This window comes from Actinophytocola sediminis, assembly GCF_054779715.1.
The window spans coordinates 66035-78255 of record NZ_BAAGXS010000009.1 but is presented as its reverse complement, the minus strand read 5'-3'; the positions used below and the strand labels follow the sequence as shown (position 1 = coordinate 78255).

Genomic DNA, 12221 nt, shown 5'->3' with positions numbered 1-12221 from the left:
AGGGAGGACAGAGTAATGAAGCGTGACGGATTCACTCCGTGGCCAGCCGAGTTCGTCGAGCGGTATGTCGCGGCCGGACTGTGGCGGGGCAAACCGCTCGGCCACTGGATGTGGACCTGGGCGCAGGAACACGGCGACCGGACCGCGATCGTCGACGGCGAGTTCGCGATCTCCTACCGGGATCTGGCCGAGCACGCCGACGCGCTCGCCGACAACCTGCTGGACCTCGGGCTGCGCGACGGGGACAACATCCTGGTGCAGCTGCCGAACAGTTGGGAGTTCGTCGCGCTGTTCCTTGCCTGCCAACGGATCGGCGTGGCGCCGGTACTCGCGCTGCTCGCCCACCGCGAGCACGAGCTGAGCTACCTGGCCGAGCTGGCGAACGTGCGCGCGATCGTGGTGCCGGACACCTGGCAGAAGTTCGACCACCAGCGGCTGGCCACCGAACTGGCCGAGTCGCGCGGCCGGCCGTGCGAGGTGCTGGTACTTGGCGAGACCTTCGGGTCCAATGTGGACCTGCGGACACTGGTGGAGCGCGGCCAGGAGCCGACCAGGCTGCGGGCCCGGCTGGACGCGCAGGCGCCCGACCCGAGCGAGATCGCGCTGTTCCTGCTCTCCGGCGGGACCACCGGCACTCCGAAGATCATCAGCCGCACCCACCAGGACTACGAGTACAACGCCAGGCAGAGCGGCGAGGTGTGCGGCTTCGACACCGACACGGTGTACCTGGTGACGTTGCCGATGGGGCACAACTTCCCGCTCGGCTCCCCCGGGATCCTGGCGACGTTGATCCACGGCGGCCGGGTGGTGATGATCCGCTCGCCGAAACCGGAGGTCGCCTTCCCGGTGATCGAGCGCGAGGCGGTCACGGTCACCTCGCTGGTGCCGGCGATCGCGCAGCGCTGGGTGGAGGCCGCCGCGACGACCACGAGCGACCTGTCGACGCTGGCGCTGGTACAGGTCGGCGGTTCGGTGATCGACCCGGCGTTCGCCGCCAGGATCGGCCCGGCGCTCGGCTGCACGCTCCAACAGGTGTACGGCATGGCGGAGGGCCTGCTGAACTACACCCGGCCGAGCGACCCGGCGTCGGTCACCAACCACACCCAGGGCCGCCCGATCAGCGACGCCGACGAGATCCTGATCGTCGACGAGCAGGGTGAGCCGGTGTCCTTCGGTGGCACGGGCGAACTGCTGACCAGGGGCCCGTACACCCCGCGGGGTTACTTCCGCGCGGCGGAGCACAACGCCAGGGCGTACACACCGGACGGCTGGTACCGCACCGGTGACCTGGTTCGCTGGGCGCCCAACGGCAACTTCGTGGTGGAGGGCCGGGTCAAGGACCTGATCAACCGGGGCGGGGAGAAGATCTCCGCACCGGAGGTGGAGGCGGTCGTCGACCTGCTGCCCGCGGTGCGCCGGGTGTCCGCGATCGCGTTACCCGACCCGGAGTACGGCGAGCTGGTGTGCGTGTGCGTGGTGGTCCACAACGGATACTCGCTTGGCCTGGCCGAGATCCGGGACCTGTTCGCCGCGCGGGGGGTGGCGAAGTTCAAGCACCCCCAACAACTGGAGCTGGTCGCCGACTTCCCGCTGACCGCCGTCGGCAAGGTGGACAAGAAGGCCCTCCGCCAGGAGATCCTCGCCCGCGCCGAGGGCCGGGCGGCCTGACCCCCGCCGTGCTGTCCGGCGAACGCCGGACAGCACGGCGTGTTCGACCCTCCTAGCCTGTGTCCTTTGTGGCACAGGCCAGTAGCAGGGGAACCGCCCGATGTACCAGCAGTTCGCGCCGCAGTATCGTTATCCGCCACCCGGGCCGCCACCGTCCACTCGTGCGCTCACGGTGGTCAAGTGGATCACCTTCGGGGTGTCCGTGCTGTTGACCGGCCTCGCCGTCTTCTGGGTCATGGGGTTGCGCCGCAAGGTGGAGTTCCTGGAGGCGGCTGAGCGGAAGTCCATCCCCATGGCCGAGCCGGACTTCGTCGCCAGCGCCGAGGGCCAGGTCGTCATCGCGGCGACGACCCTGGGCGTCATCGCCCTGCTCGGGGTCAGCGCCCTGCTTACCGGGCTTGGCCTGCGGGCGGCGCGCGTGCTCTGCGTGCTGCTGACGCTGGGTCCCATCGGCGTGGTCGTCTACGGCGTGGTGGACGGCGGCTCGGGCGACCTCTGGGCGCTGGTGCTGCTCGTCCCGTTCCTCGCGCTGATGCTGCTCTGGTGCCTGCCAGCGGTCACCAGGGGACTCGCGGTCAAGCGGGCCCGGCGCGCGGCGCCACGGGGATATGACAACGGCCGCCCACCCAGCATGGGTGAGCGGCCGTGGTCGTGACCCCTACTTGCCGACCACCTCACGCAGCTCCTTCAGCTGGTCCAAAGAGGACCCGCAGGGAGCGAGGATGACCTCGTCACAGCCGATGTCGGTCAGCCGGGAGAGCGTCTCGGTCAGCTTCGCCTCGCCGACCGCCGCGTTGCGCAACACCAGCTGCGCGTACGGCGGTGCGAAACCGTAGTAGTCGTTGAGGTAACCGTCGGCCAACTCCGCCGCCCCCGACCCGAGCGCGAAGTAGGTCAGCGCCACCAACCTCGGCGCACCGTCGCGCCCGGCCTCCTGCCAGGCCTTGCGCAGGGCGACCACACCGCCGGCGAACATGTCGACGCCGCCGCCACCGGAGATCCAGCCATCGGCCACCCTGGCGGTCCTCGCCAGCGCCGCCGGCGAGTGCCCACCCATCAGGATCGGCGGTGGCGCGGCCACCGTCGGCCCGATGCCGCCGGCGAACCCACGCCGGGCGCCCGACCAGATCTCCCGCAGCTCGGCCACCTGCGCCTCGACCCGCTTGCCCCGCCCGGCCAGGTCGACCCCGCTCGCACGGAAGTCGTCCGGCCGCACGCCCGCCGCGAGCCCGAGCACCAGCCGACCGCCGGAGAGCCGGTCGACCGTCGCGGCCTGCTTGGCGAGCAACGCGGTGTTGGACTGCAGCGGCGAGATCATGATGGTCGTCGCCAGCTTCGCCCGCTCGGTCACCGCGGCGGCCGCCGCCAGGGTGGTCAGGCAGTCGTAGTTGTCGTAGACCAACCGGTCGAGGGTGGCCAGGGTGGTGAACCCCGCTCGGTCCGCCTCCCTGGCCCACTCCAGCACCGTGTCACCGGGCACGTCCCGGATGACACTGGGCAGGCCGACCCCGATCTCCATCAGGCCGCCTCGGCGCTCGTGCCCGGCGCGCGCCGGTTGAGCACGTTCTCCATGCCGGCCTTCTGGAAGAACGCCCGCGCGCCCTCCGGGGTGAGCATGTCGCGGTCCTCGGTCAGGTGCTCCTCGAGCTGGCGCTCGAACTCCCGGACCTCGGGCTGACGACTCATGTGCGCGGCCACCACCGGCAGCGGACCGTCGACCTCGATGACCCGGATCGCCGAGCCCTCGCCGACGAACGCCATGGTGGCCAACAGCCGGCCGACGACCGTGCCGTCCGGTGCGGTGATCTCGAACTGGGGCCGTCCGCTGGTACGGAACAGCTCCTTGACCGCCTCCTCACTACCCCGTTTGATCGGGTAGTGCAGCGCGTGCCAGGTGGACATCCTTACCTCCATCACAAGGGAATCAATGGCTGGCGGTCACGCCGCCGTCGACGTAGATGACCTGGCCGTTGACGAACCGGGCCAGTGGCGAGGCGAGGTAGGTCACCGCGCTTGCCACCTCGTCCGGTTCGGCGAACCGGCCGATCGGGATCCGTTGCCGCAACCGGGCAACGAACTGCTCGTTCTGCTGCGCGGCCTCGACGAAGTCGGTCCGCATGAACCCGGGCGCCACCGCGTTCACCGTGACCCCGCGCGCACCCCACTCCGTCGCCAACTGCTTCACCAGCAGGTTGACCCCCGCCTTGCTCGCGCCGTACGCGGAGAAGCCCATCCGCCCGCCCGCGTCGCCACGGACCGACGACAGGTGGATGATCCGCCCGGCGCCGTTGGCCAGCATGTGCCGGCCAACTCGTTGGGACAGCAGGAAGGCGCCGACCAGGTTGGCCTGAACGACCTCGATCCACTGCCGCTCGTCGAAGTGCTCTGCCGGCACGGTGATCAGCTTGCTCGCCGAGTTGACCAGCACGTCGATCCCGCCGAATGCCGCGTCCACTTCGGACACGGCGGCGTCGATGCTTGCCGAGTCGACGACGTCCAGCGCGACCGGCAGCGTGGTGTGCCCGTCGGCGGCCAGCTTCTCCGCCAGCTCGGTCGCCTTGTCCAGCGACCGGCCGGCGATGGCCACCTCGGCACCCTGGGCGGCGAACTGCTCGCAGATCACCGCACCAAGACCGCCGTACCCGCCGACCACCAGCACCCGCTGCCGCTCGGTCATGACGCCCTCCTCAACCCGACCGAATCCAGCCCGAAAAGTTCCGCCGCGTTGCCGAACAACACCTTCGACTTGTCCACTTCGGACAGGCCGAGGGCGTCGACCGCCTCGAGTGCCGCGTCAAGCGGGGTCGCCAACGGCGGCGAGTCGGTACCGAACAGCATCCGGTCCGGCCCGAACACCTCGGCGGCCGCCCGCAACGCGGTGACCGACGGGGTGCCGGTGTCGACGTAGATCTGGCGCAGCTGCTGGGAGATCGGCGGTCCGTCCACATTGTCGCGACGTTGCGCCATGTCCAGCTTCTCGGCGAGCAGGGCGAGCGCGCCGCCGGCGTTCGGCGCGATCAGCTTCAGCCCGGGGAACTGTTGCAGCCGCCCGGCGAGCAGGATCGCCGCCACGCCCATCGTGATGTCACACGGACGCACGACGTGCTCGATCGCGCCGACCGCCTTCATCGCGTCGGCCCCGACCGGCACCGCCGGTGGGTGCAGCAGTACCGGTGCCCCGGTCTGCTCGGCCATGGCGAAGAACTCGTCGCTGCGCGCGTCGTTGAGGAACTCCCCGCGCACACTCGAGTTCACGATCAGGCCGACGAACTCGGGCGCTGCCAACAACTCCGCCGCCCGAGCCACGCTCGCCGACCCCTCGAGCGGGTTGACGTAGACGTAACCGGCCAGCCGGCCGCCCTTCTCCCGCACGGTCTCGCCGACCCAGTCGTGAAAGCTGGCCAGCGAGTCCGCGGACTGCGCGTAGTTGTCGATCCCCGGGATCGGCAGCATCGTGCCCGCGCCGACCGGACTGCCGACCACCGTGGTGGTGATGCCCAGCGCCGCCTTACGCGCCACCATGCCATCGATGTCGCCGAGACTCGGCGGCATGGGAAAACGCTTCAACAACTCCGGCGGCGTGACATGCCCGTGAACGTCGATGATCATGGTGGTCAGTCCCGGGGTGGCCCGAGCACCTGCCCACCGTACTTCTGCGTCGAGGCGATCACCGCGCCGAAGTCGGGGAACGTGGACGGGTCGAACGCGGGGATCTCCAGCGTCTCGGCGGCCGTTCCGGTCTCGAAGAACCAGTTCTCGTAGCCGGCCGGGGTGCCGAGCACCAGCGTGCGCACGGTGTCGGACTCCGCCTTGTACGAGTGCGGCACGTCGCGCGGCAGGAACACCGACGACCCGGCGGTCGCGTTGTACAGCTGCCCACCGACCTCGATGCTCATCTCGCCCTCGAGGATGTGGAAGAGCTCGTCCTCCCTGCTGTGCACGTGAACCGGCGAACCGTAGCCGCGGTTGCAGGACATCTCCGCCAGCCAGTACTGACCGCCGGTGTCCTCACCGGTCGCCCGGAAGACAACCAGCGAGCCGAAGTGCCAGATGGCCCGGCCTTCCTGCGGCCCGCACAGGAACGGCTTCGTGTCGGACATGCTCACTCCTACCCTCGTCTGCGTTGTGACCCAACGCTTTTCGTTTATACGGAGGCAGCCTCAAGGAACGCGCAACGCCGGATCGGGGACCGGCCCCGACCCGGCGTCCGTACCGGATTTCGGCCTGGCTAAGCCGGTTGCGGCACCTGCACGGCGGAGTCCTCGGCAGCTGTCTGGTCGGGATCGTCCTTCTCGATGAACAGCGCGATGGTGGCGATCACGCCGAGCGCGGCCAGTCCCATACAGACCACCAGCGCCCAGGCGTAGCCGAACGAGCTGGCGAGGCCGAGGATGATGCCCGCGCTGCCGAAGCGCAGCGCGTAGGAGATGCTCGTCTGCACGGTGAAGTCCGAGCCGGCGCTCGCCGGCCGGGCGTAGTCCATGTTGATCGTGTACATCGCCGCGTAGGACGCGGTGTTGAAGATGTTCAGCAGCACGATCGCGGTCAGCACCCAGAACATGCCGCCGCTGAACACCAACGGCAGCATCGCCGCGATCGCGACCACCTGGCCAAGCCCGTAGAGCACCAGTGCCCGCTTGCGCCCCAGCCGAGGGATCAGCAGCCCGGCCGCGATCGCCGCGACACACCCGATCGCGCCGCCGATGCCGTTGGTCAGCAGGCCGACCGCGCCGATGGACACCCCGGCGTCCATCATGATCGGCACCATCAGGCCGTAGGCCCCCGGCATGCCAAGGGCCATCAACGGGGTGAGCACGAACGCCCACCTGGCCGCGCCCCGCTGACGGAACAGCGAGCGCATCGTCGGTCGCGGCGCGGCCTGGGTGACCTGGACCAGCGCCGGCTCCCGGTAGCGCTTGACCCCGATGATCGGCAGCGCGGTGCACACCGCGAGCGTCAGGATCGCCGGCGTCCAGCCCCACCAGTCGTAGACCACCAGCACCAGCCCGCCGCCGATGATGTCGCCGACGAACCCGGCGCCCACCTGCAGGCCGTTGATCCCGCCCCGGCCGCGCGCGCTGATCGTGCGCACCGCGAGCGCGTCGGTGGCCACGTCCTGGGTGGCCGACAGGATCGCCACCACGGCCAGCGCGGCCAGGATGACCCACAGGTCGTTCACCACGTCCAGCGGGATGATCGCGAGGATCGCCAGCACCGACAGCGGCTGGGTCCACAGCAGCCACGAGCGGTAGTGCCCGCGCTTGCTCGAGCCGAACTTGTCGACCAGCGGCGCCCACAGGAACTTCACCGCCCAGACCATGCCGAGCACGTAGATGACCCCGACGTCCTCGAGATCGTTGCCCCGATCCCGGGAAATCGCCGTGAGGGCGGTGAACAGAAAGCCGATCGCCAGGAACTGGCTCATGTACAGGGGAACGAACAGCCCCCATATCCCGCGTTTGTCATTCACCATCACACCACGCATTCTCGTGACCACCTGGTAAACCGCCACAGAGGACGTTCTAGCGGGCCACTCGAACCTTCTTCAACGCCAGCTCGAGAAAATGACCGTTTCCTGTCATCACGGCTGAAGTGGACACTTTCCCAGTTTCGGTGGGACGTCCGCTGGACGCGGGTGGGACACCGGAGAGCGCACGCTTGACCGACCTACGCCCAGCGCAAGAGGAGGCCCCGATGGCCGAAGGCAACCCACCGGACGCACGGTCGCCACAGGTCGGGCTCGCGCCGTGGCAGCTGCGGACGGTGCTGATGGTGCTGCTCACCGGGCAGCTCCTCTCCGCGCTCGACCAGACGATCGTCGGCACCGCACTGCCGACCATGGTCGGCGAGTTCGGCCAGATCGACGCCTTCTCACTGGTAGTCACGTCCTACCTGTTGACCACCACGGCCGCCATGGCACTGTACGGCAAGCTGGGCGACCTCTACGGCCCCAAGCCGGTCTACATGTTCTCCATCGGCATCTTCACCGTCGGCTCGCTGCTGGTCGGGTTCAGCCAGGACATGACCCAGCTGGTGATCTTCCGCGCGGTGCAGGGCATCGGCGCCGGTGGGCTGGTCGTGCTCGCGTTCACCATCTCCGCGAGCGTCGTGCCGCCCCGCCAGCTCGGCCGGGTGCAGGGCATGGTCGGCGCGATGTACGCGCTCGCCTCGCTGGCCGGGCCGCTGGTCGGCGGCGCGTTCACCGAGTACGTCTCCTGGCGCTGGTGCTTCTGGATCAACGTGCCGATCGGCCTCATCGGGCTGTTCGTGCTGGCCAGGAACCTCCGGCTGCCCCGGGTCAGCCGGCAGACCTCGGTGGACTACCTCGGCGCGACGCTGCTGGTCGCGGTCATCTCGGTGCTCGTGCTGATCAGCATCTGGGGCGGCACCGAGTACGCCTGGGGCTCGCCGCAGATCATCGGCCTGATCGCCGCCGCGGTGGTGCTGATCGCGCTGTTCCTGGTGTGGGAGAAGCGGGCCAAGGAGCCGATCGTGCCACTCGCGCTGTTCCGCACCCCGGAGATCAGCCTGGCCATGGTGATCACCTTCGTCATCGGCGTGGCCACCATCGGCGCGTACTTCTTCCTGCCGATCTACCTCCAGGTCGTCCGGGGTGACGACCCGACGGTCGCCGGGCTGAACCTGCTGCCGCTGATGATCGCGGTCATGCTCGGCTCGGGGCTGTCCGGCTGGCTGATCGCCGCGCTGCTGGGGCGGACCAAGGTCGTGGTGGTCGCCGGGGTGGCCACGATGAGCGGCGGGCTGTTCCTGCTGTCCCTGCTGGACGCCGGCACGCCGGCCTGGCAGCTGTGGCTGTTCCAGGCGGTCCTCGGCGTCGGCATGGGCATGGTGATCTCCAAGCTGATCATCGCGTTGCAGAACCTGGTCAGCCGCCGGGAGCTGGGCACGATCACCGCGCAGGCCAACTTCATCCGGGTGATCGGCTCGGCCATCGGCGCGGCCGCGTTCGGCGCGGTGCTCGCCGCCCAGCTCGGCTCGGCGGCCACCTCCGAGCTCACCGCCAACGCGGTCTACCAGGACCCGGCGGCCATCAAGCAGCTGGCGACCACCCAGCCCGAGGTCTACCCACAGGTGATCGAGGCGTTCACCGGTGGGCTGTCGCGGGTGTTCACGGTGGCCGGCAGCCTGATGCTGGTGGCGTTGGTGCTGGCCTGGTTCCTGCCGAACACCAAGCTGCGCAACGAACACGGGCACGGTCACGGTCAGCAGGACGGCGGCGGCGACCAGGCCCCCGCCGGCGCAGAGCCAGCGGCGCGGGGCTAGACCGGCATGGCGGGCAAACAGCTCAGCGAGCCGCTGGACCGCAAGGTGCTCGCGGTCGCGATGATCGTCGCGCTCGGCGCGGTCACCCCGATCATCGACATGACCATCATCAGCGTCGCGCTGCACACGCTGGCCGACGTGTTCGACTCCGACCTGGCCACGATCCAGTGGGTCACCACGGTCTACCTGCTGGCCTCGGCCATGGTCGTGCCGCTCACCGGCTGGGCGACGGCCTGGTTCGGCGCCAGGAGACTCTGGCTCGGCGCGTTGGCGTTGTTCACGTTCGGCTCGCTGCTGTGTGGCCTGGCCTGGTCGCCGGCCAGCCTGATCCTCTTCCGGGTGATCCAGGGCGTCGGCGCCGGCATGCTCGGTCCGGTGGGCACCGCGATGGTGGCCAGGGTCGCCGGGCCAAAGCGGATGGGCCGGGCGATGAGCCTGGTCGGCGTGCCGCTGGTGCTCGGCCCGGTGCTCGGGCCGGTGATCGGCGGGATCGTGCTCGACCTGGTGTCCTGGCGGTGGATCTTCCTGATCAACCTGCCGATCGGGCTGATCGCGATCCTGCTCTCCGCGCGGATCTTCGACCGGGACCAGCCGACGGAGCGGGACCGGATCGACGCCCGCGGCTTCTTCCTGCTCTGCCCCGGGGTCACGCTGTCGGTCTACGGGCTGGTGAACGTGTCCTCGATGGCGGCGCTCACCTCGGCGTCGTTCCTGCTGCCCTCGGCGGCCGGGGTGGTGCTGCTGGCGTTGTTCGTCCGGCACGCCCGCCGGGTGGACAAGCCGCTGCTGGACATCCGGCTGTTCGCCAACGGCACGTTCGCCTCGGCGGCGGGCGTGTTGTTCCTGGCCAACGCGATCCTCAGCGGCGCGATGATGGTGCTGCCGCTGTACTACCAGCTCGCGCGCGGGGAGACCCCGCTCAACGCCGGGCTGTTGCTGGTGCCCCAGGGACTCGGGGTCGCGATGATGATGCCCATCGCCGGGCGCATCGTGGACCGGGGCAAACCGGGGATGATCGTGCTGTGCGGGATTCCGCTGATCGTGGCCGGCTTCGTCTCCTTCACCCAGGCCGGCGACGACGGCAACTACCTGCGGCTCGGGCTGTCGCTGTGGATCATCGGGGTCGGCACCGGGTGCACGATGATGCCGGCGATGACCGCGACCTACCGCAGGCTCGACCCGGCGCGGATACCGCACGCGACCGCGACGTTCAGCGTCATCGGGGACTTCGGCGCGTCCAGCGCGGTCGCGTTGTTCGTCGTCGTGCTCGACGCGCAGCTCGCCAGGAATCCCGACGCCGTCCACCTCGCCTTCGGCAACGTGTTCTGGTTACCGCTGGTGCTGGCCATCGCGAGCGCGGTACCCGCGCTGCTGCTGGCGTGGCGGTCGGGAATACCAGAGCCCGAGGTTAGGAGAGCAGATGCAGTGGACGGTGTTCGGGGAACGGCAGATCTATAGCTGCCCATGGCTTGGCCTTTATCTGTCCGATGTGGAGGTTCCGGGTCGCGGCCGCTACGAGCACCACGTGCTCAAGGTGCGGCCGTCGATCGGCATCGCCATCGTCGACCGGGCGACCGACCGGGTGCTGATGGTCTGGCGGCACCGGATCACCACCGACGCCTGGAACTGGGAACTGCCAGGCGGTTGGGTCGACGAAGGTGAACAGCCGGCACACGCGGCGATGCGCGAGGCGGAGGAGGAGACCGGCTGGCGGCCGGACAAGCTGCGCGAGATCGCCTATATCCAGCCGATCGCGGGCATCGCCGACGCCGCGCAGTACGTCTACCTCGCCGAGGAGGCGACCTACACCGGCCCGGCGTCCGACCCCTTCGAGTCCGAAGGGGTGTACTGGATTCCGTTCGCCGACATCCAGGGCATGATCAGCCGCCGGGAGATCGTCGGCGGCGTGACGGTGGTGGCGTTGCAGCAGCTGCTGTTGGACCGCGAAGCGGAGGTGCCCGGCGCCAACCGGGCCCCCCGCTCCGCGGCCTGACCGCCCTGAATGCCTCATTGCGGACGTTGAACGTCGCCAATGCCTCATTCAGGGCATCGCAGCCGGGGCCGGGTCAGCCGGCCAGTTGCGGGAGCTGGCTCGCGACCTCGTCGGGTGATGGCATGCTTTCCATCTCCTTGGCGATCTCCAGCGCGGCGTCCAGCCGGGCGGTGTCCGCGAGCAACGCCTTGCCCTTGGCCGCCACGGCTTCTGCGGTGACCTCGGCGAACAGCAGCCGCTCGCCGGCGCCCGCGGCGCACACCATCTCGGCGTTGAGCAGCTGGTCCGGGCCGGGGCTGTTCTGCAGGAACAGCTGCGGGCGGCCGGCGTGCATGGAGCCGAAGGTGGTGCCGTTGCCGCCGTGGTGCACCACGAGGTCGACGTGCGGCAGCAGGTCGGCCTGGGGCACCCAGCCCTCGAGCACCACGTTGTCCGGCACGTCACCGAGCGCGGATGGCGCCAGCTTGCCGGAGGCGACCAACACCGTCGCGTCCAACGTAGACAGACCGTCGATGGCCGCGCGCAGCATCTCCACCGAGTCGGACTCGGTGCCAAGCGACAGGAACACCAGCGGCCGGTCGCGGTCCCGGTCGCGCACCCAGGCCGGCAGCTCGCCCTGGTGGGCGTTGAACGGCACCAGGCGCAGCTCGGTGCGGTCTGCGGTGGCCATGAACCGGGGGTCGTCCAGCGACGGCGGGCAGATGTCGAGGAACTTGTTGCCGAGGTAGATCGGGTACGCGTCGGGCAGGGTGATGCCCAGGGTGGCCGCGTAGTCCCGCAGTACCAGCCCGGAGCTGGCCATCAGGGTGTCCTCGTCCGAGCGCGGCCGGCCGGTGCCGTGGCACAGCGCCGGAACGTCGGCCAGCCGGGCGGCCAGGCCAGGGCCGGGGCTGTATGCCCCGTGGATCAGCAGGTCCGGCCGGAAGTCGGCCAGCACCGGTGCCAGGTCGTCGACGAACGCCTTGGTCATGAGCCAGCTGAACTTCCGCGAGATCACCTCGATGGCGGCCCGCTGCTCAAGGTCGTCGAAGCCCGGGGTCTCGGCCCGCACCTGCGTGGTCGCCTCGGCGACCACGTCGTTGGTCGACCGGCCGGCGCGCACGGGGTTGAGGCCGAGGTCGGCGAGTAAGGAGTGCCGCACCTCGCCGGTGGCGACGGTGACGTCGTGGCCGGCGTCGCGCGTGGCGATCGCGAGCGGCAGCAGTTGGAGGAAATGTCCGAACGACGGAAGGCCCGAGAAGACAACACGCATGACCGCCATGCTAAACACGAAACC

12 protein-coding genes are annotated in these 12221 nt (G+C 69.6%); 5 read left to right on the top strand and 7 right to left on the bottom strand.

Going from position 1 to position 12221, the window contains the following annotated elements; translation table 11 throughout:
• Window positions 1–15: 15 nt before the first annotated feature.
• Together ACYVIP_RS05565 and ACYVIP_RS05560 are read left to right on the top strand one after the other, a co-directional pair.
• Window positions 16–1668: a (2,3-dihydroxybenzoyl)adenylate synthase gene (locus ACYVIP_RS05565; RefSeq protein WP_460392697.1), complete on the top strand. Its 1653-nt coding sequence runs from the start codon at window positions 16–18 to the stop codon at window positions 1666–1668.
• 100 nt (window positions 1669–1768) lie between these two features.
• On the top strand, window positions 1769–2323 hold the full coding sequence (locus ACYVIP_RS05560; RefSeq protein ID WP_460392695.1) for a hypothetical protein: 555 nt from the start codon (window positions 1769–1771) through the stop codon (window positions 2321–2323).
• Between the two features lie 3 nt (window positions 2324–2326).
• On the opposite strand, the gene ACYVIP_RS05555 is transcribed toward ACYVIP_RS05560, so the two are convergent.
• From ACYVIP_RS05555 to ACYVIP_RS05530, 6 genes are all read right to left on the bottom strand, one after another.
• Entirely contained in the window at window positions 2327–3187 is an 861-nt protein-coding gene (locus ACYVIP_RS05555) for an LLM class flavin-dependent oxidoreductase (protein WP_460392693.1), read from the bottom strand.
• On the bottom strand, window positions 3187–3570 hold the full coding sequence (locus ACYVIP_RS05550; RefSeq protein WP_460392691.1) for a SchA/CurD-like domain-containing protein: 384 nt from the start codon (window positions 3568–3570) through the stop codon (window positions 3187–3189). Before ACYVIP_RS05550 ends, ACYVIP_RS05555 begins: the two co-directional genes overlap by 1 nt.
• A 22-nt stretch (window positions 3571–3592) precedes the next feature.
• Window positions 3593–4345, bottom strand: a complete 753-nt coding sequence (locus ACYVIP_RS05545; protein ID WP_460392689.1) for an SDR family NAD(P)-dependent oxidoreductase — start codon at window positions 4343–4345, stop codon at window positions 3593–3595.
• A complete protein-coding gene (locus tag ACYVIP_RS05540) occupies window positions 4342–5277 on the bottom strand; it encodes an amidohydrolase family protein (protein WP_460392687.1) in 936 nt (311 codons plus the stop codon). The genes ACYVIP_RS05545 and ACYVIP_RS05540 overlap by 4 nt, the downstream gene beginning before the upstream one ends.
• A 5-nt stretch (window positions 5278–5282) precedes the next feature.
• Window positions 5283–5768 carry a cupin domain-containing protein gene (locus tag ACYVIP_RS05535; protein ID WP_460392685.1) on the bottom strand — a complete coding sequence of 162 codons (486 nt, stop codon included), beginning with the start codon at window positions 5766–5768 and terminating at the stop codon, window positions 5283–5285.
• Window positions 5769–5896: 128 nt separating this feature from the next.
• Window positions 5897–7141: an MFS transporter gene (locus ACYVIP_RS05530; RefSeq protein WP_460392844.1), complete on the bottom strand. Its 1245-nt coding sequence runs from the start codon at window positions 7139–7141 to the stop codon at window positions 5897–5899.
• Window positions 7142–7362: 221 nt separating this feature from the next.
• Here ACYVIP_RS05530 and ACYVIP_RS05525 point away from each other — a divergent pair, with 221 nt between their 5' ends.
• From ACYVIP_RS05525 to ACYVIP_RS05515, 3 genes are read left to right on the top strand one after another with little or no spacing between them, the layout of a single operon-like run.
• Window positions 7363–8952 carry an MDR family MFS transporter gene (locus ACYVIP_RS05525; RefSeq protein WP_460392683.1) on the top strand — a complete coding sequence of 530 codons (1590 nt, stop codon included), beginning with the start codon at window positions 7363–7365 and terminating at the stop codon, window positions 8950–8952.
• A 6-nt stretch (window positions 8953–8958) separates the two neighbouring features.
• Window positions 8959–10410, top strand: a complete 1452-nt coding sequence (locus tag ACYVIP_RS05520; protein ID WP_460392681.1) for a DHA2 family efflux MFS transporter permease subunit — start codon at window positions 8959–8961, stop codon at window positions 10408–10410.
• Complete coding sequence (locus tag ACYVIP_RS05515; protein ID WP_460392679.1) at window positions 10373–10945, top strand: NUDIX hydrolase; 573 nt, start codon at window positions 10373–10375, stop codon at window positions 10943–10945. Before ACYVIP_RS05520 ends, ACYVIP_RS05515 begins: the two co-directional genes overlap by 38 nt.
• Before the next feature lie 73 nt (window positions 10946–11018).
• On the opposite strand, the gene ACYVIP_RS05510 is transcribed toward ACYVIP_RS05515, so the two are convergent.
• Window positions 11019–12197: a glycosyltransferase gene (locus ACYVIP_RS05510; RefSeq protein WP_460392677.1), complete on the bottom strand. Its 1179-nt coding sequence runs from the start codon at window positions 12195–12197 to the stop codon at window positions 11019–11021.
• Window positions 12198–12221 lie beyond the last annotated feature (24 nt).

Coding starts and splice junctions, on each gene's coding strand:
- ACYVIP_RS05565 (WP_460392697.1), top strand. CDS start 16: ATGAAGCGTGACGGATTCACTCCGTGGCCAGCCGAGTTCGTCGAGCGG.
- ACYVIP_RS05560 (WP_460392695.1), top strand. CDS start 1,769: ATGTACCAGCAGTTCGCGCCGCAGTATCGTTATCCGCCACCCGGGCCG.
- ACYVIP_RS05555 (WP_460392693.1), bottom strand. CDS start 3,187: ATGGAGATCGGGGTCGGCCTGCCCAGTGTCATCCGGGACGTGCCCGGT.
- ACYVIP_RS05550 (WP_460392691.1), bottom strand. CDS start 3,570: ATGTCCACCTGGCACGCGCTGCACTACCCGATCAAACGGGGTAGTGAG.
- ACYVIP_RS05545 (WP_460392689.1), bottom strand. CDS start 4,345: ATGACCGAGCGGCAGCGGGTGCTGGTGGTCGGCGGGTACGGCGGTCTT.
- ACYVIP_RS05540 (WP_460392687.1), bottom strand. CDS start 5,277: ATGATCATCGACGTTCACGGGCATGTCACGCCGCCGGAGTTGTTGAAG.
- ACYVIP_RS05535 (WP_460392685.1), bottom strand. CDS start 5,768: ATGTCCGACACGAAGCCGTTCCTGTGCGGGCCGCAGGAAGGCCGGGCC.
- ACYVIP_RS05530 (WP_460392844.1), bottom strand. CDS start 7,141: ATGGTGAATGACAAACGCGGGATATGGGGGCTGTTCGTTCCCCTGTAC.
- ACYVIP_RS05525 (WP_460392683.1), top strand. CDS start 7,363: ATGGCCGAAGGCAACCCACCGGACGCACGGTCGCCACAGGTCGGGCTC.
- ACYVIP_RS05520 (WP_460392681.1), top strand. CDS start 8,959: ATGGCGGGCAAACAGCTCAGCGAGCCGCTGGACCGCAAGGTGCTCGCG.
- ACYVIP_RS05515 (WP_460392679.1), top strand. CDS start 10,373: ATGCAGTGGACGGTGTTCGGGGAACGGCAGATCTATAGCTGCCCATGG.
- ACYVIP_RS05510 (WP_460392677.1), bottom strand. CDS start 12,197: ATGCGTGTTGTCTTCTCGGGCCTTCCGTCGTTCGGACATTTCCTCCAA.